At 37.8% G+C, this 23082-nt stretch carries 22 protein-coding genes and 2 pseudogenes; 7 read left to right on the top strand and 17 right to left on the bottom strand.

Features of this window, described 5'->3' with window-relative positions; all coding sequences use genetic code 11:
- Positions 1–299: 299 nt before the first annotated feature.
- A complete protein-coding gene (locus tag MSBRM_RS15650; protein WP_048156236.1) occupies positions 300–1193 on the top strand; it encodes a helix-turn-helix transcriptional regulator in 894 nt (297 codons plus the stop codon).
- A gap of 232 nt (positions 1194–1425) precedes the next feature.
- On the opposite strand, the gene MSBRM_RS15645 is transcribed toward MSBRM_RS15650, so the two are convergent.
- From MSBRM_RS15645 to MSBRM_RS15630, 5 genes are all read right to left on the bottom strand, one after another.
- Positions 1426–2061, bottom strand: coding sequence for an iron-sulfur cluster assembly scaffold protein (locus MSBRM_RS15645; RefSeq protein ID WP_048121734.1), 636 nt, complete (start codon positions 2059–2061; stop codon positions 1426–1428).
- Between the two features lie 9 nt (positions 2062–2070).
- Positions 2071–2193, bottom strand: coding sequence for a hypothetical protein (locus MSBRM_RS21805; protein WP_255361902.1), 123 nt, complete (start codon positions 2191–2193; stop codon positions 2071–2073).
- A complete protein-coding gene (locus MSBRM_RS15640; protein ID WP_080943716.1) occupies positions 2194–3360 on the bottom strand; it encodes a cysteine desulfurase family protein in 1167 nt (388 codons plus the stop codon).
- Positions 3361–3636: 276 nt separating this feature from the next.
- A complete protein-coding gene (locus MSBRM_RS15635; protein WP_011306726.1) occupies positions 3637–4056 on the bottom strand; it encodes a DsrE/DsrF/DrsH-like family protein in 420 nt (139 codons plus the stop codon).
- 18 nt (positions 4057–4074) lie between these two features.
- Positions 4075–4302 carry a sulfurtransferase TusA family protein gene (locus MSBRM_RS15630; RefSeq protein ID WP_048121729.1) on the bottom strand — a complete coding sequence of 76 codons (228 nt, stop codon included), beginning with the start codon at positions 4300–4302 and terminating at the stop codon, positions 4075–4077.
- A gap of 236 nt (positions 4303–4538) precedes the next feature.
- On the opposite strand from MSBRM_RS15630, the pseudogene MSBRM_RS15625 reads away from it, so the two are divergent.
- A pseudogene (locus tag MSBRM_RS15625) lies at positions 4539–5531 on the top strand (IS701 family transposase).
- 353 nt (positions 5532–5884) lie between these two features.
- On the opposite strand, the gene MSBRM_RS15620 reads toward MSBRM_RS15625, so the two are convergent.
- The 5 genes from MSBRM_RS15620 to mdh form a co-directional block, all read right to left on the bottom strand.
- Complete coding sequence (locus MSBRM_RS15620) at positions 5885–7057, bottom strand: hypothetical protein (RefSeq protein ID WP_048121722.1); 1173 nt, start codon at positions 7055–7057, stop codon at positions 5885–5887.
- 209 nt (positions 7058–7266) lie between these two features.
- On the bottom strand, positions 7267–8220 hold the full coding sequence (locus MSBRM_RS15615; protein ID WP_048121720.1) for a tyrosine--tRNA ligase: 954 nt from the start codon (positions 8218–8220) through the stop codon (positions 7267–7269).
- Positions 8221–8258: 38 nt separating this feature from the next.
- Positions 8259–8990 (bottom strand): tRNA(His) guanylyltransferase Thg1 family protein, encoded by a 732-nt coding sequence (locus MSBRM_RS15610; RefSeq protein WP_048121718.1) that lies wholly within the window; start codon positions 8988–8990, stop codon positions 8259–8261.
- 17 nt (positions 8991–9007) lie between these two features.
- On the bottom strand, positions 9008–9265 hold the full coding sequence (locus tag MSBRM_RS15605) for a PRC-barrel domain-containing protein (protein WP_011306735.1): 258 nt from the start codon (positions 9263–9265) through the stop codon (positions 9008–9010).
- 468 nt (positions 9266–9733) lie between these two features.
- Positions 9734–10657, bottom strand: coding sequence for a malate dehydrogenase (gene mdh, locus MSBRM_RS15600; protein WP_048121717.1), 924 nt, complete (start codon positions 10655–10657; stop codon positions 9734–9736).
- A 230-nt stretch (positions 10658–10887) separates the two neighbouring features.
- Here mdh and MSBRM_RS15595 point away from each other — a divergent pair, with 230 nt between their 5' ends.
- The 3 genes from MSBRM_RS15595 (at position 10888) to nrpRII (ending at position 13739) form a co-directional block, all read left to right on the top strand.
- The gene (locus MSBRM_RS15595) at positions 10888–11637 is read left to right on the top strand and encodes a ribonuclease H-like domain-containing protein (RefSeq protein WP_048121715.1); all 750 of its coding nucleotides are present in this window, start codon (positions 10888–10890) and stop codon (positions 11635–11637) included.
- Between the two features lie 194 nt (positions 11638–11831).
- Complete coding sequence (locus MSBRM_RS15590) at positions 11832–12572, top strand: glucose-6-phosphate isomerase family protein (RefSeq protein WP_048121713.1); 741 nt, start codon at positions 11832–11834, stop codon at positions 12570–12572.
- Between the two features lie 408 nt (positions 12573–12980).
- Positions 12981–13739: a global nitrogen regulator NrpRII gene (gene nrpRII / locus MSBRM_RS15585; RefSeq protein ID WP_048121711.1), complete on the top strand. Its 759-nt coding sequence runs from the start codon at positions 12981–12983 to the stop codon at positions 13737–13739.
- Between the two features lie 101 nt (positions 13740–13840).
- On the opposite strand, the gene MSBRM_RS15580 is transcribed toward nrpRII, so the two are convergent.
- The 5 genes from MSBRM_RS15580 to MSBRM_RS15560 form a co-directional block, all read right to left on the bottom strand.
- The gene (locus MSBRM_RS15580) at positions 13841–15241 is read right to left on the bottom strand and encodes a single-stranded-DNA-specific exonuclease RecJ (RefSeq protein WP_048121709.1); all 1401 of its coding nucleotides are present in this window, start codon (positions 15239–15241) and stop codon (positions 13841–13843) included.
- Positions 15242–15304: 63 nt separating this feature from the next.
- Positions 15305–15787, bottom strand: coding sequence for a hypothetical protein (locus tag MSBRM_RS15575; protein ID WP_048156232.1), 483 nt, complete (start codon positions 15785–15787; stop codon positions 15305–15307).
- Between the two features lie 624 nt (positions 15788–16411).
- Positions 16412–16807, bottom strand: a complete 396-nt coding sequence (locus tag MSBRM_RS15570) for a DUF1699 family protein (RefSeq protein WP_048121705.1) — start codon at positions 16805–16807, stop codon at positions 16412–16414.
- A 1030-nt stretch (positions 16808–17837) separates the two neighbouring features.
- Positions 17838–19481, bottom strand: a complete 1644-nt coding sequence (locus tag MSBRM_RS15565) for a tRNA uridine(34) 5-carboxymethylaminomethyl modification radical SAM/GNAT enzyme Elp3 (RefSeq protein WP_048121703.1) — start codon at positions 19479–19481, stop codon at positions 17838–17840.
- Positions 19482–19864: 383 nt separating this feature from the next.
- Positions 19865–20440, bottom strand: coding sequence for a hypothetical protein (locus tag MSBRM_RS15560; RefSeq protein ID WP_048121701.1), 576 nt, complete (start codon positions 20438–20440; stop codon positions 19865–19867).
- A 423-nt stretch (positions 20441–20863) separates the two neighbouring features.
- On the opposite strand from MSBRM_RS15560, the pseudogene MSBRM_RS20635 reads away from it, so the two are divergent.
- Together MSBRM_RS20635 and MSBRM_RS15550 are read left to right on the top strand one after the other, a co-directional pair.
- Positions 20864–21198: pseudogene (locus tag MSBRM_RS20635) on the top strand (IS1634 family transposase); the annotation flags it as partial.
- Positions 21199–21619: 421 nt separating this feature from the next.
- Positions 21620–22063, top strand: a complete 444-nt coding sequence (locus tag MSBRM_RS15550; RefSeq protein ID WP_048121697.1) for a hypothetical protein — start codon at positions 21620–21622, stop codon at positions 22061–22063.
- Positions 22064–22136: 73 nt separating this feature from the next.
- Here the strand turns inward: MSBRM_RS15550 and MSBRM_RS15545 are convergent, their stop codons facing one another.
- On the bottom strand, positions 22137–22457 hold the full coding sequence (locus tag MSBRM_RS15545) for an ATP-binding protein (RefSeq protein WP_048156224.1): 321 nt from the start codon (positions 22455–22457) through the stop codon (positions 22137–22139).
- Positions 22400–22594 carry a PAS domain-containing protein gene (locus tag MSBRM_RS20630; protein ID WP_048121694.1) on the bottom strand — a complete coding sequence of 65 codons (195 nt, stop codon included), beginning with the start codon at positions 22592–22594 and terminating at the stop codon, positions 22400–22402. Before MSBRM_RS20630 ends, MSBRM_RS15545 begins: the two co-directional genes overlap by 58 nt.
- Positions 22595–23082 lie beyond the last annotated feature (488 nt).

Raw genomic sequence — 23082 nt, 5'->3', positions numbered from 1 at the left:
AATCCAGAGGCTTTTGTCAGGCAAACCATTTTGGGATAAGCAAAAGGTCTTGGTTATTTTAGACTGGCCATTCTAAACTGGCTATTCTAAACTGGCTATTCTAAACTGGCTATTCTAAACTGGCTATTCTAAACTGGCTATTCTAAAATGAATTGAAAAATGCTAGTCTTTTGGCACTTCAATTATTATTTATTTTTTAAAAGAGATAAATGAATATAGCCAGACTGCTGTTTTTTCTCTTGAATATAAGAACTTTTCATTGAATTTATATAATCCCTTCAAGAGTATTATTAGGTAATATGAAATCGAAAGCACATACCAGAGTAGAAACCAAATCTTCGCTTCTGGATACTATTTTCCTTTCTGAAAAGAGAAAGACTCTTCTTTTACTCCTTAAAGAAGAAGGCCCAAAAAGCAGCGAGGATATCAAAGATGTGCTTGATTTTCCCTGGAAATCAATCACTCCCCAAATTAAAAAATTAACTGATTGGGGCCTTGTTCTCGAAGATAATGGAATATACTCCCTCTCAGATATGGGTGCAGTGATTGCCTCGAATGCAGAGTTTTTCCTGAATACGCTTTCAGTATATGAAGAAAATCTGGATTTCTGGTCTGACCACGACGTAAGCCCTATTCCTTCCTACATTCTTAACAAAATCGGAGAACTGGGTCACGTCAAAATTATAGAACAGGATTTCTCAAACGTTTTCCAGCTTCCAGAAGAGGTTATGACAAATTTAATGAGTTCCAGGAGTATAATGTCTTTTATTTCGATAGTTCATCCTTTTTCTCTTTTACTTCTTTTTGAGTATCTTCAAAAGGACACCGAAGCTACAACAATTGTTACAGAGAAAGTTCTAGAGGCTTTCCAGACCGAATATAATTCCGATATTCCACTTTTAAAAACAAGCAATCCCATAATTAACAAAGCTCTGATCGAATATAAGAAAGAAATAAAAAAGGTCTTTCGCAGCAAAGTTTCTGATTTTATGGTATACGAAGGTGACTTAAACCCCATATCATTGATTGTAACTGATAAGATCTTTTTCCTCTCTTTACTTGACAAAAAAGGGAGAGTGACAACCCGATTTTTAATTGCCTTTGAACCTCAGGCTTTAAAATGGGGAGAGGAACTTTTCATGTATTATAAGGAAAGGTCAAAGTCCGTACCTTCATCTTTGTCTACCTTATGAAATTTATCTATTTTTCAATTTATTCATGAGCCATTTGGTTTTTGTACTTTCATTATCATATTTTTTCGTATCTCAACACACAATTGACTATCTTGGACTAATTCTGAGAATACAAAGCCAGCATTGGAATCCGAAAATAAGGAACATATTCCACGGACTTATTTAAACTAAAATCATTTGAGAAGGGAAAATACTCTCCTCCCTTCGTATTGAATTTGATTCCATCTAAAAGTCAGGCCGTAAACACTACATCAACTCTTTCAACATCCCATAAAGACCCCAATTTTTCTATAATATCCTCTTTTATTGCTGGAGCAAACTGATGATTTGCAGGCAGGTCTACAACCACCCTCACAACTCCATCTTCCACGCTCGTTTTCAGGATAAGGTTTGTACGAATTATGTCAAGGCCGGTCAGGGGGTTCATAACGTGCTTTAGCCTGCTCTGGATTACTTTTTCGGTGGTAGGCTCTTTCTCGGTTATAAGCCCGTGTTTTTCTTCATAGTCTTTGATTGCGGCCCGCAGGCCCTCAACTGCAAGCACTGAGCAGTGGGCTTTGATCGGAGGGAGCCCTCCAAGTTCTTCTGAAGCCTGTTTCCATGTTATTTTCTTCGCCTCATCAAGGGTCTTTCCTTTCGCAATATCTGTAATAACCGAGCCAGTAGCAATGTTTGAGGCGCAGCCATAAGATTCGAATTTTATATCTTCAATAATCTTGGTATCAGGATTGACCTTAATGTAAACCGCTACCATGTCTCCGCAAGCCGGGCTTCCTTCAAGGCCTTTCCCGTCAGGGTTCTCGATCTTTCCCACATTGTGAGGGTTCTTGAAATGCTCCAGTACTTTTTGGCTGTAAGGAAACTTCATTGTCTCACCTTATATTTTTGTAACTTTCTCTGATCTTCTTTTCTTCCTGTATTCTCTTATCCTCTTCTCTGATTGACTTATGTGATCGCCTGGATTCTGCTTTCTCTTACTATTTTTTCTACCTTTTTCCATTCATTTCCTTGCAAGTGGGCTTATTTCCCTGAGCCTTGCCACTATCTCACTCATTGCTTCGATTGCTGCATCAGCATCCCCAATTTGATTATAGCGCCCAAAGGTAAAGCGTACTGAGCCATGCGCTCTCTCGTGATCTCCTCCTATACCCCGGATTACATGGCTGGCTTCAAGAGAGCGGCTAAAACAGGCTGAACCCGTGCTTACTGCAAAACCTCTCATATCCATATGCAAAGTTACGGATTCACCTTCTACGTAGTGGAAAGTCAGGTTTGCGTTCTGAGGCAGGCGTTTTTCCCAGCTTCCATTAAGAGTAACGTCCGGAATCTCGGAGAGGGCTTTATCAATTACGCGATCTCTCATTGCTTTGAGTCTTCTGTTTTCCTCTTCGGTTACGAGCTCTACAGCTTTTGCAAAACCGACGGCTGATGGGATATTTTCGACTCCTGCCCTCAGGTTAAACTCCTGGAAACCTCCATCCATGAGTTTGGTTATTGGGGTATCTTTCCTGATGTAAAGCGCACCTATTCCTCTTGGGCCATGGATGGTATGGGCTGACATTGTGATCAGGTCTACAGGTAGTTCCTCTACATTGAGAGGTAGCCGAGTAAAGCTATGAGTAGCATCCGTGTGCAGGATCACTTCTTTTTCTTCACATATTTCCGAGATAGCTTTCAAATCCTGCACTGTTCCTATTTCTTGGTTCCCCTGTTGAAGTGAGACAAGAACCGTTTCCTTTGTAATTGCATTTTTAAGCCCTTCGAGATCTACAAAACCTTCAGCATCAACATCCAGGTAAGTAACACTAAACCCCTGTCTCTCGAGAGCTTTTGCTGTATTCAGCACAGGAAAATCTTCTATTTTCGAGACGACAACATGTTTTCCTTTCTTTTCTTTAAAAGTCATGGCAACACCTTTAAGTGCGGTGTTACTTGACTCAGTGGACCCTGAAGTAAAGATCAGCTCTTCCGAGTTTGCATCGAGCTTTGAAGCTATGCTTTCACGGGACCTTTCGAGTGCTTCTTTTGCGTCAATACCCATAGAATAGCCAAATTCCGATGTTGCAACTGCATAGGTGTCAAAAAAATAAGGTTTCATTACTTCGAGTACCCGCTCATCCAATCGTGTGCATGCGGCATTGTCAAGATATTTTACATTCTCAAATATTTATTCTCCCCCCATTAAAATAACCAAATTTTGGATTTTACAGTTAAATCTCAGATTTTTCAGTACCCTGGGCTTTTAATCCGATAAATTTCCGGGGCAATAATCCCCTGAATATTTTTTTCTGGATATTTTTTTCTGGATATTCTTTTCTGGATATTTTTTTCCTAGATAGTTGTTATCTGAGTATAATACATTTAAATCGGTCAAATCATGGAAAAATTCGCATTATCGTGGCAATTTAAACTCTAAACTCAAATTTTATAACTTATTAGAGTTTTAAATAAAGAGCGTTACGTTTGCGTCCCGTGCTTCCTGAATATACGAACCTACAGCTCCCCATTCATCTATCCATTCCGTTCGAAGCTCCTCTTTACTCAAGCCCATAATTTCCATGGTCATCTCACAGGCGATTATTTTTCCGCCAAGTTCCTTGAAATCATTCATCAGTCTTTCAAGTGAAGCAACATTGGCTTTATTCATTCTTTGTTTAATCATCTGCCTGCCAAGCCCCAGCATATTCATTTTGGAGAGTGGCCCCTTATCAAGCTCTCCTTTCTTCAAGCGCATTAGCCCCCAGAAGGTAAAGTATATGGAGGCTTCCATACCCATTGCCAGCGCTCCGTTTGCAATTATAAGTGCGCTGTATACTTTATCCATATCGCCGCTATGCAGGATAATGACAGTCTTTTCCCCCATTTTCATTCCTCTTCCGGCTTATCTCCGGATTTTTATCTCCCACTCTTTGCCTCCTTCCTTATCTTCAATCTCCAGCACTTTGAGCCCCATTGCTTCGCAGGCCATAGGAATTTCCTTTTTTGACGCCGGATGTGTCCCCTTCACAATAACAAGATCCCCTGGAGCAGCTTTCTTTAAGGCTTTTCTGCACTCTACCAGCGGAACCGGGCAAGTCTGCCCTCTAACATCGATTTCCATTTCTGCCATTATTCTTACCCCCCAAAGTAAGAGAAACGGAAGGATTCTGACAACAGTTTTGCTTGCTGTTGTTCCTTAAATTCATTATATTCTAAAAAATATATTCTCGAAAAATATATTATCATTTCATATTGAAAACTCTATCTAGGAAATATTCTTAGGACTTACGCAGTTAAAATGCCGAAAACTTGATATCTTTATAAATATACTTATGGCTTAGTGTTTCTCTAAAAACGTACGGAGTTATGGACATAAATCCACCTAAGTGTACCGACATTGACTACATTAATTTTCTCATTGCGGCTTCTAACGTTTTTAGCTGTACTGAAGCTGCTAGATGTTATCCAGACATAGCTAATGCTCCTTCTCATGATGCTTTTACTCGTTGCCTTCAAAGGCAACCTCCAGACACGGAAGCACTATGGGAGGAAGTAAAAAGTTATGTCAAGCTTAAGGAGGATACCTAATTGTTGATGATTCAACATTAGATAAACCATACGCAGAAGAAATTGCTTTTGTTCGTCGTATGTGGAGTGGAAAACATCATCGTACTGTAAAGGGAATAGGCCTGGTTACCTTAGTTTGGACTGACGGTACAACCGTTTATACCTATCGATTTTCGAATTTATAACATCGATGTAGACGACAAAACAAAGAATGACCATTTCCGTGATATGCTTGACAAGGCCGAAGAACGTGGTTTTAATCCCAAATTCGTTTTATTTGATACATGGTATGCAAGTGTGAAAAACCTTAAAGCCATTAGACAGAAAGAGTGGCATTTCCTTACAAGATTGAAAAATAATCGTTTGGTAAATCCTGACAACAAGGGAAATGTGCCACTTGAAACAGTAGATATTCCTCCAAAAGGACGTGTGGTTCACCTCAAAGCATATGGATTTGTAAAGGTGTTTAGGATAGTTTCAAAAAATGGAGACACGCAACACTGGGTTACAGATGTGCAAGAGATGGATGAAGCAAAACGTGAAGATTTGGCAAAGAAGTCATGGAAAATTGAGGAATATCATAGGGGAATAAAACAGTTCTGTGGTGTCGAAAAATGTCAGGCAAGAAAGGAAGAATCACAAAGAGCACATATAATGTTCTCATTAAGAGCTTTTCTTAGACTGGAATTACAAAGAATCAAAAGTGGAATATCCTGGTTTGAAAGTGCTATGAAAATTAGAAGAGTGGCAGTGACAGAATACTTAAGGAATCCCCAATACACGTTAAATTAATTCAAATATTTGAAAGTTTGGAAAAAACAATATGCTAGGAGCCAACTGCGTAACTCCTAAGAGATTTAACAATAAGGCTGGAAGTCCCCTTCCTCGAAATATCGGATAAATCCTATCTGGTAGGTGGGGGATAAAAGCCGTCAACCTCACAATCTTCTACTGTTATTGAATCTGCAAACTTACTTGCATTTTGAAGTCTAATAGATTAGGACTTACGTAGTTGAACTGAAGAATCAGCAGTATTAAACCGTTAAATGTCTAAAGCATGACTTTAATCCACAATCTTTGACGTAATTGATTTTGGTCCTCAAGTGCGTAAGTCCTATCTCTAAAAATAAAGTGCAAGAAAAGTTTTAGACAATCAGGTATTTTTTATCTTTTATTTGAGTTCTGCTATCAACACCAAGTATTCCAGCAATCTCAATGCCTTCACTTCCGACCTCTGCCAGTTGGGTGTAGATTTCAGTCTTTGTTATATATTTCTCAGTCCGTGTGCCATCAGCTTTTTCCATTTTGATGGTTATCTCTTCTTTATTGTGTCCTTTTGCCAGGCATTCCTGTACGATTACTCCATACTGCTCTGCAATAACTTTCAGGCAATCGAAGATCTGATTGGTAGAAATGGCATCCTCTTCGTCAAGGAGGACTTTTGAAAGGTTGTAGGTGCGGATATTTGCCATGAAATAAGCCTGAATTTTTTCAGGAATTCTTGCCAGATTTTCCATATCAATGAAATCCCCAAGCTCTTTATCCGAGGTGATTTCCTTATCATCTTCATATACAAAATATCTGTGATCTCCGCCTTCAATTCTGAATTTCCTGTTTGCTTTTTTGTTTTCCAGGGCTATACGTATGTTTTTCTGAGTGTCATACTCTAGAAAAGTTACAAGAAATTCGGAAAGGTTCTGCATTTTTATTTTTTCTTCTTTTCTCAGGATGCCTGCCCGCGTCCATCCTGGCAGGCTTAAGCTTCCAAGTAGTTTTTCTACTGTCAGAGTCTCTTCTGTAAAAGTGAGTGTGTAATGATACTGCAAACCCGAGACCCAACCTTCCATTTCTCCTGAAATGCTATTTGTATTGATGGAAAGTTCAAATCTCTTTTCAGCTCCGTAAACTCCTGTGATTAAAAACCTGCTAAGAACTTCAAGTATATCTTCTTCAACTTTTTTATAATCCTCTGGAGTACCATCTTCTATTTTTGTATACTCAGCTTTGAGGATTTCTCTTCTTTTCCCGAGATTCTCGCTGCATGTTTGCAGGATTGCGTTAGTGCAGGGTATAATGTCCTCTATATCAACTTCATTTACCAATTTTCTGAGTAAAGTCTCAAGCTTCTCTTCAAAATAATTCATTCCTTCTATTCTACTCTTCAGTTCATGAAGCGTTTCTTTCTGCTTGCACTTTATTTCTATTATGGAGTTTTCCAGAGGGATTACTCGGGAAGTTATATCTAAAAAAGTTCTCAGATCCTCAATGAAATCCCGCTGTACAGGCAGTTCCGTAGAGTCCTGGTAAATATATTTCATAAAAGCACCCTGAATAGCTAGACGACCCTTTAAATATTCTATGATCTATAGCTATATAACATTTTATCCAGAAGCTTCTTTCATTTCTAAAATAAGTACCTTATTTTAAGCAACAAGTTTTACGTGAACCTATATCTTATACTTTGGATAAAGGTTCTATTCTTATTTTTTCTCTGAAGTGGCCGAGAAGAGCCCGGCCATCCCATAATTTAAAGCAGAACTTTCCTGACAGGGTCCAGAATCTCATTTATATACTTTGCGGCTGAATTTTTCAGATCCATTGGATGAACACTTTCTGCTGCAAAAGCATTTTCCATTTCTTCGTAACTCACATATGTTATATTTCCACCGAATTTCTCAGGTCTCTCTATGACAACAGTTTCGTATCTAGGAAATATATGGTAGCGGAAAAGAGCGAGAATTGGGTTTTCTTCCGTGTCTCCGATCTTACAGTACGCTTTCTTAAGCTTTTTATAGATCTCTTCTTCAGTGTCATCCACCGAAATAAAATTCTCCTTTGATGAAGCCATCTTGGTTCCATCTAATCCCAGAAGAATTGGAGTATGAATGCAGATTGGGGTTTCGAATCCTAGATTCTTTAGGTTTTCACGTGCAAGCATATGGATTTTTCTCTGGTCAATACCTCCAACTGCGATATCAACTCCGAGCAGAGCAATATCAATAGCCTGCATCAGTGGATATACCATCTGAGAAACGGTTGGGTCATCCATAGCACGCCCGACTTCATCCATGCTCCTGCGAGCCCTATTCAGAGTCACTGACCTTGAAAGTTTGAGAACATTTAACATGTACTCTGCTCCAAGCTGATAGTCAGACCCATAAACAAAATTAGTTTTTTCTTTGTCAAGCCCGAGGGCAATAAAGCAGCGCTTGTTATAGTCTGCAATCTTTCGGACTTCTTCAAGCGTACCTTTCCTATTAAGATAAGCATGCACGTCCGCAAGCAGGACAGTAATTTCGAATCCGGCTTTTTGGAGATCAATTAGTTTATTTACTGTAAGAACATGACCCATATGGATTTTTCCACTAGGTTCGTATCCGACGTAGGCACGTGGAGCTTTTTTTTTGTTAAGAAGCTCTTCAAGTTCTCCTTCAGTTACGATTTCCTGAACATTTCTTTTTATAAGGTCGAGTCTGTCCATTGCCTCTACATTCCTTTTATTTTCTTATTCTCAAAACCTTAATTCCTATTAATAAGTTTCTGTAAAAATGCCATGCCTTCTTCAGATTTAAAATTCGGGATTTCCCAGTTTTGAGTGACCCTTCTACGCAGAGATTTTGTCTCTTTGTCAAGTATGGGATTAAAGCCAGATATTTCGTATTCTTCTTTTGAAATAATAACTCCTCTCCTCTGCCAGGCAGGAAGAGTTGAAAGATTGATTCCTCTCTCAAAAAGCATTTCATGGATTTCCCATTCTTTTTTTCCTCTGAGACATTTCGAAGCCTCAACCTTACTTATTCCTTCATCCCTCAACGTATAATATCCCCAGGCTGACACAAAATTGCGCCAGGCTTCAAGTTGCCTCCAGTGAAAATACGCAGGAATCTCCTCTTTTTGAAGAACTACTATTCTAGAATCAAAAGCCACAGGTTTTTCAAGTTGCAAATTTATCGTAAGTGCACTTCCCAGAAAGCTTGCCGTGACAGAATCAATTTTTTCTACTCTTCCCTCAAAGGGAAGTTCCATAAAGAGAAAACTAACTTCATCCGAAAAAGTGTAAGCAAAGAGAGGGCTTAAACCACTTTTCTTAATAAAAAGTTCAGCAGTATCCGCCATTACCCTGGCGAAAGTTTGGTCATAGGGTTTTCCAAAGCCCAGGCCCCTAAGTGTATTTTTAAAATTCCTGCCGTCCGCGCGCACAACCACCGGAGGGATACAGCGCATCTCAGCATAAATTTCCCGGTCTTTCATGTACTTTTCAGATTAACTTAATCTTCTTTTCGCTTTTTGTATCTCTGGATAACATCTCTTACTATTATGATATCTGCTGCCGTTATAACCCATCTGTAAGGAATAATTACGCCCCTGGTAGTCAGGTCAAAAAGTTCCCTATTGATATCCGAAATAGCAAGCCCGGTAATTTTCTGATCTTCTATATCAATTACGAGATCCTGCAACTTCCCTACATAAACACCAGCGTTTGTGTACACGTTTAAACCAAAAAGTGATGTAAGTTCTGCGCGCATCATATCCCTGCTTTGTAAATTAATTTAAATCTTTATCCTAATCTTATATGAAAAACATACTTATATATCTTACAGTTTTGCTAACTTATGTCATCTCTAGTTTTATCTCACATTTTCAGGTAAAATGGAATCTTAATCATTATTATAATAAATCCCCTTATTTTAACTAGCGAGAGATAAAAATGGTCTCGTTTTGTTAAATTCTTTGTCCGATGTTTGAACTAAGAAGAGGGAGTTCTAAAAGTGTTAAGCTGTTTTTACTCTTGTTTACTCAAAGGCTACAGCTTACTTACCTTTTTCCTGCAACTGTCCAGAATGAGAAGATACCTTTTTGAGAATTTTTCTGGCTCACAGGTAAATTTTTGGGTTACCTGTGATCAGAACTCTTCAGTCTTTTATATAACCTTTCTTTTTATTCTGATTAATCCCCTTTGAATCTCAGTTTATCTCTTATTCCAGTTTATTTCTTTATACTTCTAGCTGTGAAATCGTGTTTCGAATAGTTTCTGAGGATTTTCTGAGAATCTCGTACTGGCTTTCTTCTAGCTTGAGTTCAAGGATTTCTTCTACTCCTGATGCCCCAAGCTTTACGGGTACACCGAAGTAAATACCTTCCTGCCCGTACTGTCCTTCAAGATAAGACGAAGCAGGCAAAATTCTCCTCGAATTTTTAATAACGGCTTCCGCCATTGAGACAATAGCCGCTGAAGGTGCGTAAAAAGCACTGCCCTGTTTAAGGAGCTCTACGATCTCTGCTCCTCCGTTTACTGTCCTCTCTACCAGCTTGGCAATTCTGTCCTCTGGAAGCAGGTCCGTGAGTGGAACTCCTGACACTGTTGTATATTGAGGAAGAGGCACCATCAGATCTCCATGACCACCTATAACCATTGCCTGAACATCTTTTTTCGAGCACTTCAGTTCTTCTGCAATAAAGCTTGCAAAACGTCCCGAATCCAGAACTCCGCTCATTCCGAATACTTTCTTTGTCTCAAATCCTGTTGATTTCATAGCTATGTACGTTATAATGTCAAGTGGATTTGTGACATTAATTACTACGGAGTCCGGAGCATACTTTGCAATATTTCTGGAAACCTCTGCTATTATTTTAGAATTTGTTTTAATCAGATCTTCCCTAGTCATTCCGGGTTTTCTTGCAATCCCTGCTGTAATTATTACAAGATCAGAGTCTACGATCTCTGCATAATCATTGGTCCCAATTATTGACGTATCATAACCTTTTATTGCCCCTGCTTGCATAAGGTCGAGGGCTTTTCCTTGCGGTAGTCCTTCCACAATATCCGTCATGACAATTTCGCCAAGTTCAAGTTCAGCTAGTCGCTGGACTGTAGTTGCCCCTACGTTTCCTGCACCAATCACGGAAATTTTAGCCATTAACTGCACACCTATATTATATAATTTATTTTGAATAGTTTTGGACTTTCCATCTTTAAAAATTTATCCTGTAACGTGACTCTTTATCATCTTTCAGCCACTATTGTTATATCTGTGTTCGCACTTTATACTATATCTAGTTCTTGAATTTGTTGTTTTTCTCTTTAGAACACTTCCAGTTTCATGCAGTATTTTTATTAAATATTACCCCCAATTGGTTCAGGGGAAATATGCTGAATAATACATACATTCATATTCCGGGTGTAGGAAAGGGCCTTGAACGAAAAATCTGGGCTCAAGGTATACATACTTGGAAAGAATTTCTTGAAATGGAAGACCGGATCTCTATACCTTCATCACGAAAGGCCAGAATTTGTGAAGGGGTGAGGATATCTTCTGAGCACCTTGCAGCAAAAGATCATTGTTTTTTCTCACAATGCCTTCCTTCTGCCGAGCACTGGAGGGCATATTCCTTATTTTCCGATTCTGCTGCATTTGTAGACATCGAAACAACGGGACTTTCTAAGTCCCGAGATGAAATAACTATTGTGGGAATCTACAACGGAAAAGAATCAAAAACGTATATAAAAGATATTAACCTTGATGACATTGTAGAAGAGTTCTCAAAATACAGGCTACTTGTATCCTTCAATGGTGCCCGTTTTGATTTACCTTTCATAAAATCCGAATTTCCCGAAATTGAGTTCAATCAGCTCCATATAGACCTTATGTACCCCTTAAGGCGAATAGGGTACAGTGGAGGTTTAAAAAACATTGAAAAACTACTCGGGATCACCCGAAGCGACGGTACTGAGGGCATAACAGGTTTTGATGCCGTGAGGCTCTGGAAAAAATATGAGAAAGGAGATCGTGAAGCTCTGGATACACTTATTAAATACAACAGAGAAGATACAGTTAATCTGAAAACTATTATAGAGCTTACTTACCCTAAAATGGTTGAAAATGCTCTGAATGCCTGAGAGGTATTATCTTTCAGGTTTCAAATAGCAAGAGGTAAAAAATCAGGCTGCAGTAGTATTTCCGTCAGTTACTTTATTATACTTATAGTGCTGTTCCTGATAGTCGACTCTGGTAATGTATTGGCGCCTTTATAGTAAATTCTTGTTTGTAATCTGAATATTAGCTATATGCTCTGGTAGGAAAGGGGAACTCGATGGAAGTTACAATGAAGTTCGGGGATAAAGTCTCTGTGGCAGATGTCCGAAGACTCCATGATATGGAAGATGTGGTGTTTGATAAGGAGTGGTTTGAAGAAACAGAGGTACGAAATCGGGATGTGTACTACATGTTCAGGGACCTTGCGAAAAGTGACTCTGAACTTGAAGCAATTAAAGCTCATCACCTGAGGTATGACATTACTGTAATTCCTCCCGCAATGCTTGGATCTGAATATATTAAAACTGTAGGCCACTACCATCCGCGTGTTCCAGGAACAAATGCCTACTATCCTGAAATTTATCAGGTACTTGAAGGTTCTGCTACTTATCTTCTGCAAAAGGTGAAAAGTGGAGAGGAAGATTTTGTTCTAGATGTCGTAGTCATAAAAGCAAAAAAAGGAGATTTAGTACTTGTTCCTCCTGGATACGGGCATGTGACTATAAACGCTTCCGATAAAACTCTCGAAATGGCAAACTGGGTTTGTCGCGACTTTTCCTCGGTTTATGAACCTATAAAAAGACTTTCCGGGGCTTCTTATTTCCTGCTTAAAGATGGTTATGTCAAAAATCCTCTTTACAGGAATACACCACCTATCCGCCATCTTGAACCCCTTGCATACGATAATCTAGGGCTCGGTTCCGGAGAATGTATGTATGAGCTTGTGCATAGAATTGAAAAACTGAGATTTTTAACGGCTCCACAGGATTTTACAGGATTCTTAACAGGAGTGTTCTGAGAAACAGGCTATTTTCCAGCTTAAACATACTGGACTTTTTTAGTTTTTCCTTTTTAAGTTCGTTCTCTCAGAAAACTTTTACTCTTATTTCCCGCCCTATAGTAATCCGGTTCTATGGGTAGGTGAGAGCGCAAAAAATAAGTGATAAAGGCTCAAAACATATATTATAATTATATTATGATCATTAGTACATAATTAGAGCACATAATTAATACATAACTTCTAATAAAAAACATATATTATAATTATATTATGATCATTAGTACATAATTAGAGAACATAGTTAATACATAACTTATAATAAAAAACATATATTATAGTTATATGGTTATTAGTACATAATTATAGCACATAATTAATACATAACTTATAATAAGTATAAATACCTTCAACTACTGGAGGTTCGAAATGCAAAAAAATGGATACCGTGTTCAATTTACATCATCCAGAATAAGAGATCTTATGTTCAGGACTACATTTGATCCTAAGATAATGGATGGAGATATCATTCTTAATCTTTCACTTATTGATAAAAAAGATCTGGACGATGTGCTTGGGATCTTCAAAATGGTAATCTCAAGCGGGCTTTCTGTGACTCCCTATGTTAAGATAGTCTCCGAGGGAGAATCTATAGGAGACCTGACTATCGAAAAAGGAAAGGTAGGTATCGGGACCGTATGCAGCATTACTATTGACGGTGTGCTTCTCAAGGCAGGAATTCCTGTAAACCCTAAACTTGGAGGAGTTGTTCAGATCCGAAACGGAGTTCCGGTTCGTTTCACTGATGTGCTGACCTATGTAAGTACGACTGTAGATCCGCTTGAAATCCTGATGTCACAGGGTATTACTTCTGTATCGGAAATGCTCAGAACAGGCTCAGGTAAGATTCTTGCAAATCTTAGGGAAGCTCCTATGGTTGCAAGAGATGAAATTGAAAGCTGCCTTTCTGACCTTCTGGATGCAGGCTTTAGTGGAATTTTGGAAGTTGGGGAGCCAAACACACGGGTTCTGGATGTTCCCATAGAGAGAGATCATCTCGGAATAGTCGTTATAGGAGGGACAAATCCTATGGCTGTTGTACAGGAATATGGAATTGACATAGATACCAGTGCAATGTCAAGACTAATCTCATTCAAAGAGATGAGCAGAATTGAAGATCTGGTTTAAGGCTCAATGGCAAATCCTATTATAAAATTTCTTTGTTTTTATTGAGCCTTTACCCACGACTTAGTTCAGTTTTTTAGAGTGTGTTTCAGAAGGCTAGTTCTTTACTTTGAATGTGCCTTTCTTTGCATTTGTTCTCCTATAAACAGATCCAGTTTTCTTGCAAACTCTTCCTTTTTACCATTGGGAATAGTTGCTCCTGCTGCAATATCGTGTCCGCCGCCTGCACCTCCAACTTCAGCCGATATCATTGACATTGCTTCCGAAAGGTTAACTCCTCTGCGAATCAGATCCTGTGTTCCCCTGGCTGATACTTTAATCCCTCCTTCGGCTTTTGCAAAAGCAATAATGGGAAGATTTCTGTTTTTAACCAGTGTGGAACTCATGCCTGCAATAATTCCCACGATAGTTTCTTTTATTTCCGAGCCAGCATCGAAGTACTGGATATTTTCAAGCTGAACGACTCCTTTTTCTTTAACATACATGAGCCCGTTAACAAGGTTCTGTCTATGTTCGGCAAGCAGTTTGCGGGCGTCCTCATAGCCTTTCTCTCTATCTCCCATGCAGACTGCAAGTCCTATCTCAGCATGGTCATAACGTGCAGTAGCATTAAGAAGGGTGGAAAACTCTGAAGCATCTCTCATTTCCGTACCTTCTTTTTCCCTTAGAAGAACATATACCTCACCTACCAGGCGCTCGATTTTATACGAAGGTATACCTGATTTCAGGCAATACTGGATGAGTCCTGAGACAACTTTCTGTTTTTCCGGGTCTTCAAGGTCAATCCAGCGCCTCCAGCGTTCATTCTGGTTGAAGCGAATGTTGAGAGTATGAAGAAACTCGATGCAAGCTTCTTCATTTCCTGTAAGTCCGGGAAGATAAGGGTCAGAGGAATATTGTATCAATTTATAAATCGGGCGGGTTTGCTTTCCGAATAGGGTCAGGTCCTTTTTGAACTGGAGAGTGCCTTCTTTAACTCCTTCTTCCAGAATTTCCCTGTTGATCCCGACAAGCTGCCCCATTTTCAGATGTTGCATGTCCCCAACTGCTCCTACTATGGCCAGCGAGGAAAGATCCTGATTTTTTCCAAGGGCTGAAGCCAGCAGGTAAGTACTTCCCGAGCCGCTCAGTTCATATGAGCCATTTGCTCCGAAAAGGTGAGGATTCAGATGAAATTGATAGCTTCCCTGAGGCTGGTGGTGGTCTGAGATCACTGCATGAATCCCGCGGGATTCTATTTGTTCGCACATCCCACTTCCCAGGTCCGTAAAAATGACAATATCATGATTTTCATCTGCGATGGTATCAAGAGCCTTTTCATCAAGCTGCTTGACAAAGCGTGTTGTATATTCAAAATTTCCGCGTTCAAGGGCAGTACAGATAATCCCTGCAGAAGTCAGCCCATCAGCATCAATATGGGAAACAACGTGGACTGATTTATACTTTTTAATCTCTTCGGCACACTTTGCCGCCTCTTTATAAAGTGCTTTCATTGTCTCAGACATTATTCTCTCCACGGTTTTCTACTTGCCTCAAGTTTAAGCGCTTTTTAAGCGCTTTTTCAAACTTTATTTTCTTTCCCACTCCATAGGGTCAACCCTATAATTTTTTCCTTCTCTTTTGATTTCTGGGAAACTCCGAATCTCCTGTAGCGTAAGTTTGAGATCTTTATCAAAGTATTTTTTTTTGAGCTCATTCCAGGGAATCATGTATGCTTCTCTACCGTGTCCGGTTCCCAGGCGAAGCTCCACTGCAAGAAAGCCACGTCTTCCTGATTTGTTTAGGTAGTTTGAAATTCTTTCTATCTGATGAATTCCATTTTTATCTACGGTAAAATGCTGAGAGAAGTAAAGTGCATTTGCTCCCTTGTCCACTGAGATGCTTTTGCATTCAATTCCCAGGTATAGATCTGGATTAAGAGAGTCCACAAGTACATCAAGAAACTGCGGAGTAAATCTATGTTGTTTAAGTCTATAGGAAATAGCTCTTATTCCGTTTTCTTCAATGTATGTATTAAATGAGTTTACAAGCATGTGTTCAAACTCGGTCATGAAATCCTGTTAAATCTTTTCGCTATCTTACTTAAGCTTTTTACTCAGGATGCCATTCTTTTTATCTGAGTGAACAGGAGCAGATACGTCATCCTGAATAAAGTTTCAGAATCAGGAAACTGTACTCATTATATCTGAAACTTCTATTGATCACCTAAAGCTAAACCCATTATCTTAAACCAATATCATGTATCTGAAACTAACATTGATTTTCTATAACTACTGTCAAATTACCTTGTCAAATTACCTATCAAATTACCTATCAAATTACCTATCAAATTACCTGTCAAATTACCTGTCAAACTAACTGCCAAACTAACTGTCAAGTTAACTGCCAAATTAACTGCTAAATTAACTGCCATCGGTCATGCCCAGGTTTTTAGCCGGGAATCTATAAAAGATAATTCTGGAGCCAATTATTTTGGAGTCCGGCAGGAAAATACGAAAGATTTCTCTCAGAGAGATTTCAGAGAAGTCTATTTAATAGTCAAAAAAGTTTGAACAGAATAATTGCTTTATCAGCGCGCTCAATTTGAGCAACGAATTTTATAAAAAAACAGATTTATAAAAAAACAGATGCCGATCAAGATGACCGGCTTATGTTATTTTTTATCAGTTAGATGATCAGTTAGACATAATGAAACTTACAAAGTCTGGGCTGAGTCTTGTTTCTCTTACGAGTTTCTCAACAGTATCTTCGTCGGAAAACCCTTCTTTCTTTAGTTCCTGTATGCGATCGAAAACACGTTGGGAGATTTCGGAGTACTCATTAATATCTTTTCTGTGTCCCCACACATCACCCTCAAGTAAAGAAATGTTCTGCATGGAAAGATACATCTGTGCGGAACTGGAAATTGTTTTCTTGTATGAGCTTGGGATGTGGATCGCTTTAACTTCTGGACACTTCAGGATGAGTTTAAAAATATCCTTGTTGGATGGTCTGAATGCAAGATGGATAATTTCCTCATCATTTTTTAAAGTGTCTATCTCTTCTTTTGAACTTACAACTCTAATTTTCATTTTTATCACCATTCTCTTCAGGCATTTTAAGGTGTTTTAGAGCCTTTTAGGGTTTCTTTTGGGTATTTTAGGGTTTCTCCCTCAGAGTCTCGTCAGAATTTTTCAGGATTGTTTAGAGTTCCTTAGAGTCTCTTCAGGGTTTCTTTAGATTTCAGGGTTTCAGGAGTCCTTTCAGAACTTGTAGGATCTTCAGGTCTCCTTAACATTTTTACATTTTCTGGAATTTACTTTAAGTTTTTATAATTTTTATGTTTATCGGATTTACTCAATTATTTGTTTTTTAATTTTTTGAATTTATCAGTTCTAAATTTCAGTTAGTTTTATTTTAAAAAACTCTTTGAAATTCTAGAGTTTACAAATCGTTTTTCAAAACCTAACATTTAAACTTAAGGTTTTTCCTATGTTACGAATGTATAGTATTTAATTTTTTACTAACGTTTTTTATCTTCTTTTTAATTCTTAACTTTTATTTTATAAAGTTGATCCTGGAAAAACTGACTTTTCTTCTCTTTTGGTTTAGTATAATCTATCAAATTCAAGTGCCTTTGTTCTTTAAAGCTAATTTCTTCTTGGAATTTTGAAAAGCAGTTAGCAAGATAAAGCCTTTACTCTTACCGTTATTTTGTACTTTACATTATTATTTTTTATATATAAGAAAACAGTTATACGATACCATACCATACTATTTAATATTTTTCTATATTCACAGTTAATATATTTAAAGTTAAGTTAGTAACAAGATTAAGTTAGTAACAGGATTAAGTTATAACAGGATTAAGTTAATGACAATATTCAGTTAATGACAATATTCAGTTAATGACAATATTCAGTTAATGACAATATTCAGTTAATGACAATATTCAGTTAATGACAATATTCAGTTAATGACAATATTCAGTTAATAACAGGATTAAGTTAATAACAGGATTAAGTTAATAACAGGATTAAGTTAATAACAAAATTAAAATTGGTGACAGGATTAAGTTAATAACAAAATTAAAATTAGTGACCTGCTCAGGAGTTGCAGGTCTTAATCTTTCAAAACTTTTGACATATATACATTATCAAGGACATATCCGAATTTTCGATAGTACTCTCTGGCTCCTATCCCACTAATAATGGCAAGTTTCCGGTATCCATTTTCACGTGCTATCTTCTCTGCATATTCCAGAAGTTCCTTTCCATATCCTCTATGCTGCCACTCCTTTTGCTTTGCTTCTTTTCCTATAGGTACCATAGACCCGTAAACGTGCAGTTCTCTTATCAGGGCGGCATCCTGCAGTTCCGGGCGATGAGGAACAGCGGGGAAGCGCAAACGGGTAAATCCAACGAGGACATCTGCGGCAAGGTCTTCAAAAGCGATGAAATGTTCTTTGCCTCCGCAGGCTTCATATGTCTCTACAGTCAGCTCAACGTCTTTTGGATTTATTTTTCTTCCTTTCAGGCCAGTATGTCCTACTTCTCTGCAGCGAATACAGTGGCACTTCCCTCCTCTTTCTCTTAGTTTTTCTTCTGCAAGCTGCCTGAGATTACTCTTTCGGACCCCGGCAATGATCTGGTAAGCTGGAATATCTCGCTGGATACGCTGGAGTCTTACCCATTTAGGCAGGATCTCTTTTACATCCGCAATTAGTTCAGCAGCTTCTTCGTCAGAAAGAGCCTCGTAATCTCCTGCTTTCCAAAGCTTGTAAAGAGGAGTTCCTTCAGTTACCAGGGTAGGATAAATTTTGAGATAATCGGGTCTGAAGCGAGAATCTTCGAAGAGTTTTTTGAAGCCTTTTAGGTCCAGCTCTGAATCCGAGCCAGGCAGATGAGGCATCATATGGAATCCAACTTTGAATGCGCTGTCCCTTAATACTTGATTAGCCCTGACAATTTCTGCAACTCCGTGACCTCTCTGCATACGAGTGAGCACAAAATCATAAACACTCTGAACTCCGAGTTCTACCTTAGTTCCTCCAAGTTTGAGAAATTCATCCACGTGTTTCTCTCTTGCCCAGTCAGGACGCGTTTCAAATGTGATTCCTACGTTGCGAATTTCAGCTTTTTCATTTGCTTTCTGCACCTCTTCAAGAGGAATATAAGGTAAAGATTTCCCAATTCTCCAGGCTTTTTCTCTCCACTCTTTTCCTGTGAAATCGTTCATTGCCTCAAGGCAGCGTTTAATAAACCATTCCTGATAATCGAGATTGCGTGCAGAAAACGTACCTCCCATCACTATCAGTTCCACTTTTTCTACATCATGGCCGATTCCTTTAAGCTGGGAAAGCCTGGATTCAACCTGGGAATAAGGGTCAAATCCATGCTGGATCGCCCGCATGGCTGCAGGCTCTCTTCCCATATAACTCTGGGGCGACTTGAAAGCAGAGTTAGGTCCTCCTGGGCAGGGAAGGCAAACTCCATGAGGGCATGGAGCCGGAGATGTCATTACAGCAATTGCCGCAACTCCAGAAATCGTTCTGACAGGTTTCCGTTTCAAAAAGTCTTTAATTATTGCCTGTTCTTCATCCGATCCCTGGGTTATGATCTCTCCGTTTCTGGGGAGGCTGGCTAGATGATAATGTTTACTGACATCTTTTTTTGCCTTATTTAACTGGTTTTCGTTTTCTATCTCGCCGGCAAGTACTTTTTCAAGGATTTCCCTGCAGGCCTTATTATAATCATCTTCTTTCATCTCAAGTTCCGTCTTTCCGGTTTCTGGGTTCCAAATTTTTATTCTTATGGCAGTTCTAAATAGAAATCAATTTGAGAGCTTCAAAAAGTTTTATGATTTTTAAAAAAGCTACTTAATTTAATCTTATTGAAAGTATTTGAGCTGATCCCAAAGCTCAAAATGATTTACCAACTCAAATTATGGATAATCAGTCGAGAGCTTCGGATCACAAAGTGTGTTTGAAAACTCACATTGATACACCCGCATTGATTTACTCATACCGATGTAGCAATTTAATTGGTTTTAGGATGAGCTGTCCACTTAATGCGAGCATGACGGCAGTTCAATATTTGCTGTGCAGAGCCTGCTTCATTTTAAATCCATAAGTTTTTACAGGTCATCATTTAACAAAGATCAAATCCAATAATAAAGGTTCCGAGCCCTGCTGCCGGTTTGAGACCCATTACAGACCTGATATACTCATCCGAGGGAGTGGACGGAGATGCAATTACAGCATTAGTCGCACCTTCTACGCATTCCACGTCCTGGCATTTCTTGGGTGGAAGTACTACAGTTATGGGTTCTTTCTTTGCATCTTTTGGCTTAGGCACGCAGCTCTTGTAGATTACAAGGTTTCCCATAACCAGCATATCGTTACATTTTTTACATTCTTCAAGTTTCTCAGGATCGTAAACATCTTCACCAACCTTTTCTCCATACTGCATAAGTACTACATTGGGTCCTTCAGGCCAGACATAATTCATATTAGTTGTAAAAGCTATGATTACCTGGCGTTTGAAGACTTCCTTTATTCCCCGATTGTCTCCTACACCAAGCCCCATAAGTACAGCTCCTTCAGCTTTTTTCTCAAGCTCAAAAATCTTCTTTTTGTCTTCTTCACTCAAGATATATGTATCTTCTACGCCTTTAATGGCTTTTATCCTGCATATAACATCCTGAATAACAGTTTTACATTCCACAGCGAATTCTCCGTCGTGTTTTTATACCTATGTTCTATTATTGAATTACAAGTATGATCTTATGATTTCATACTTTTATTTAGTTCCTTCTTATGTTAATAATGTGTTAGGCCTTCTTGCCTTCTTTTAAATTTACTGATATCATATAATGTTCTTTTTATATTTCTTTTTTTATATCCCCAATTCCTAATATGATTCTATTATCTCCCGCAAGCATCTTATTTAAATTTTTTAATCATTTTCCTATAAATCACAAAAAGTGATTACTATAAATATTTACAGTTATTTAATAATTTCATTAGATTTTTTCCAAATTTTTAAGTGCATTTTTATACTGATGCTTCGATTCCAGAATCGATTCCCTATTTTCCTAGAAAAATCCGTGATCTGAGGATCAACCCTAAAAATAAATTTAGATTTTAGAAAAGTTATTCCTTTAGCGTATCGGAAGTGTACTTTAAGAATAAGTCGAGAATTAAAGCGTTGGCAATGATAATGGTTCTCCGCTTGATTATTTTTTTAATTGCAAAATGGAATCTGAGGACAAAATTAGATGACGATAATGAAACGTTTCCAGATCAGAAAGGAGAATCAACAAAAAGAACTACAATGATATGGATATTTTTCAAGTTTCAGGGGATTACAGAACTTATAACTCCGAAAAAGGGAAAGTAAAGTCAAAAATACTGAATATGGAAGAGATTCACTGGAAGATATTGAGTCTCATGGTGGAGAAATATGAAAATATTTATCTATAATTAGGTTTACCTTCATGTGTCTTCGGTTAAGTGGAGAATCGTGATAAATTGCGTCAATTTTCTCAACATTTGTTAAATATTTTAATAAATTATGGGCTGTAACAGGGTATTGATTTCATTTAAAGAGACCAAAATTTAAGGACGGCTTCTAATGCAAAATCGATAGCTTTCAGGCAAGCAAATTCCTTAACCGATAACCAATGGGTTTACCTTATAATTAGGTTTACCTGCTAAATATATTATAAATCAATCTCTGTCAAAATATATAAATTAATACGTATTAATATAGAAAATTAAAGATATGAATTTAAATGTTGAGCCGAATTGAAGGTAAAGATTACACAATTTATTTTCAAACTACGTAATCTATATAAAGGTTTGAATACAAGTATATATTTACTAAACTTAATTAAGGAATCAAATGTCAGGAAAAAAATCTTTAATTATATTTGCAGGCATATGCATTTTGTTAGTAGGCATTGTTATTCTAAACCCTTTTATGCAGCATAACTCTCCTACTGGTAAAGAAGAGAACAACGTTGAAGAAGAAAACAATAGTGAAAGCGTTGATCCTAATTCTTTTTTCATAAATAATTGGGGTAACGCAAATCATGAGGTTACTGTAGAACTACTTAACTCAAAAAACACTTCTGTATTTAGCAAATCATATTCTTCAGTTCCTGGAAAAACTATAAAAGACAAATTTTCAATTACACCGGTGCCAGGTGGAGAAATTGTGGTTACATTAGATAACGATATCACTAAGACTCAAACTGTTTCAGAAAATTCGACAAGTTCAATACTATACGTCGATGTAGATATGCTAACCAGTAATCCATTGGACCTAAGCATTGTTCTTCCATGAAATGATACACTATTCACCACCAGAGCTGGAAATAGTCTTCCTATAACTATACTGCAGTAAAATCTGGAATTATTCATCCTGAAAAGTTTGCAGATACCCCAACTTTGGTGGCACTATCTTTGAATACATTATCAGTTTTTTCCATTTCATCAAGACCATTTACGGGCAGCTCAAATATTAAAGATGACCCTTTTCCTTGAACACTTGTAAACCATACTCTGCCCTTATGCAGATCAACAAACTGTTTTACCAGAGCAAGTCCAAGGCCAGTACCTCCGTACTGGCGGTTCATGCCAGAATTTTCAAATAACGCCGATCTGTTTTCCTGAGTTACGTTTAGTGCATTCTGGAAGCCAGGAAGAGATTCTTCAGTAAATGGAGAGAGAATGGACATTTTTTCAAGATGAGATCTACCATATCCGAGAAGGTTACAGCCTTTAGGTTAACTTCAAGAATATGCTCCCCTTTTGTTATGAAAATTGCATCATTGGACTGCTCAAATAGAGCCCTATATATTTCGTCTTTAGCCATTAGATTGTCCTCGGCCAGTTTACTTAAAAGCAAATTATTTTCTCATTTTTGTCTCAGGTTCAGTAAAGACACTTTCCCGGGATTGAAGACGTTTAATGAGTAGTAACTAAATTATAAACAACAATTCTAAAAAACTTGTGTTGTATAATACTTATTGTGTTTTATTATAAAGATCTATTGTTGAAGATGATGTCTGAAGAAAAATATGATTAAAGATAGTATGCAGAATAATAAGGTAAATGACAATACAAAAATATGGAAGAATGTAGATCGAATGATGAACTATTTCTTTGAAATCCATAACCAGTGTATTTTTGAAAAGTCTGGCATCTGATAACTTCCGTAAAATGCAGGAAAATAGAAGTTAAAGACTAAGTTAAGCACCAAACTAAACGAACATCAAAAAAATTTAGGTATTTTTTATAAGTCTTCATCCGGGATATAATCCCCAGATTCTTTTTTCAGAAACTCAATAAATTTTATAGGAA

Origin of the sequence: Methanosarcina barkeri MS, from assembly GCF_000970025.1 — an archaeon.
Classification (GTDB): domain Archaea; phylum Halobacteriota; class Methanosarcinia; order Methanosarcinales; family Methanosarcinaceae; genus Methanosarcina; species Methanosarcina barkeri.
The sequence above is the reverse complement of the archived record's forward strand: the minus strand, read 5'-3'. Positions and strand labels throughout refer to the sequence as shown.

What these genes read in the sequence shown, in the direction of transcription:
- MSBRM_RS15570 (WP_048121705.1), bottom strand. Translation starts at nt 16,807, where the DNA reads ATGAAAATTAGAGTTGTAAGTTCAAAAGAAGAGATAGACACTTTAAAA.
- MSBRM_RS21805 (WP_255361902.1), bottom strand. Translation starts at nt 2,193, where the DNA reads ATGGAAAAAGGTAGAAAAAATAGTAAGAGAAAGCAGAATCCAGGCGAT.
- nrpRII (WP_048121711.1), top strand. Translation starts at nt 12,981, where the DNA reads ATGCAAAAAAATGGATACCGTGTTCAATTTACATCATCCAGAATAAGA.
- MSBRM_RS15580 (WP_048121709.1), bottom strand. Translation starts at nt 15,241, where the DNA reads ATGTCTGAGACAATGAAAGCACTTTATAAAGAGGCGGCAAAGTGTGCC.
- MSBRM_RS15635 (WP_011306726.1), bottom strand. Translation starts at nt 4,056, where the DNA reads ATGGGGGAAAAGACTGTCATTATCCTGCATAGCGGCGATATGGATAAA.
- MSBRM_RS15610 (WP_048121718.1), bottom strand. Translation starts at nt 8,990, where the DNA reads ATGAAAGACCGGGAAATTTATGCTGAGATGCGCTGTATCCCTCCGGTG.
- MSBRM_RS15595 (WP_048121715.1), top strand. Translation starts at nt 10,888, where the DNA reads ATGCTGAATAATACATACATTCATATTCCGGGTGTAGGAAAGGGCCTT.
- MSBRM_RS15590 (WP_048121713.1), top strand. Translation starts at nt 11,832, where the DNA reads ATGGAAGTTACAATGAAGTTCGGGGATAAAGTCTCTGTGGCAGATGTC.
- MSBRM_RS15650 (WP_048156236.1), top strand. Translation starts at nt 300, where the DNA reads ATGAAATCGAAAGCACATACCAGAGTAGAAACCAAATCTTCGCTTCTG.
- MSBRM_RS20630 (WP_048121694.1), bottom strand. Translation starts at nt 22,594, where the DNA reads ATGGCTAAAGACGAAATATATAGGGCTCTATTTGAGCAGTCCAATGAT.
- mdh (WP_048121717.1), bottom strand. Translation starts at nt 10,657, where the DNA reads ATGGCTAAAATTTCCGTGATTGGTGCAGGAAACGTAGGGGCAACTACA.
- MSBRM_RS15615 (WP_048121720.1), bottom strand. Translation starts at nt 8,220, where the DNA reads ATGGACAGACTCGACCTTATAAAAAGAAATGTTCAGGAAATCGTAACT.
- MSBRM_RS15545 (WP_048156224.1), bottom strand. Translation starts at nt 22,457, where the DNA reads ATGTCCATTCTCTCTCCATTTACTGAAGAATCTCTTCCTGGCTTCCAG.
- MSBRM_RS15645 (WP_048121734.1), bottom strand. Translation starts at nt 2,061, where the DNA reads ATGAAGTTTCCTTACAGCCAAAAAGTACTGGAGCATTTCAAGAACCCT.
- MSBRM_RS15605 (WP_011306735.1), bottom strand. Translation starts at nt 9,265, where the DNA reads ATGCGCGCAGAACTTACATCACTTTTTGGTTTAAACGTGTACACAAAC.
- MSBRM_RS15550 (WP_048121697.1), top strand. Translation starts at nt 21,620, where the DNA reads ATGTCAGGAAAAAAATCTTTAATTATATTTGCAGGCATATGCATTTTG.
- MSBRM_RS15565 (WP_048121703.1), bottom strand. Translation starts at nt 19,481, where the DNA reads ATGAAAGAAGATGATTATAATAAGGCCTGCAGGGAAATCCTTGAAAAA.
- MSBRM_RS15620 (WP_048121722.1), bottom strand. Translation starts at nt 7,057, where the DNA reads ATGAAATATATTTACCAGGACTCTACGGAACTGCCTGTACAGCGGGAT.
- MSBRM_RS15575 (WP_048156232.1), bottom strand. Translation starts at nt 15,787, where the DNA reads ATGACCGAGTTTGAACACATGCTTGTAAACTCATTTAATACATACATT.
- MSBRM_RS15630 (WP_048121729.1), bottom strand. Translation starts at nt 4,302, where the DNA reads ATGGCAGAAATGGAAATCGATGTTAGAGGGCAGACTTGCCCGGTTCCG.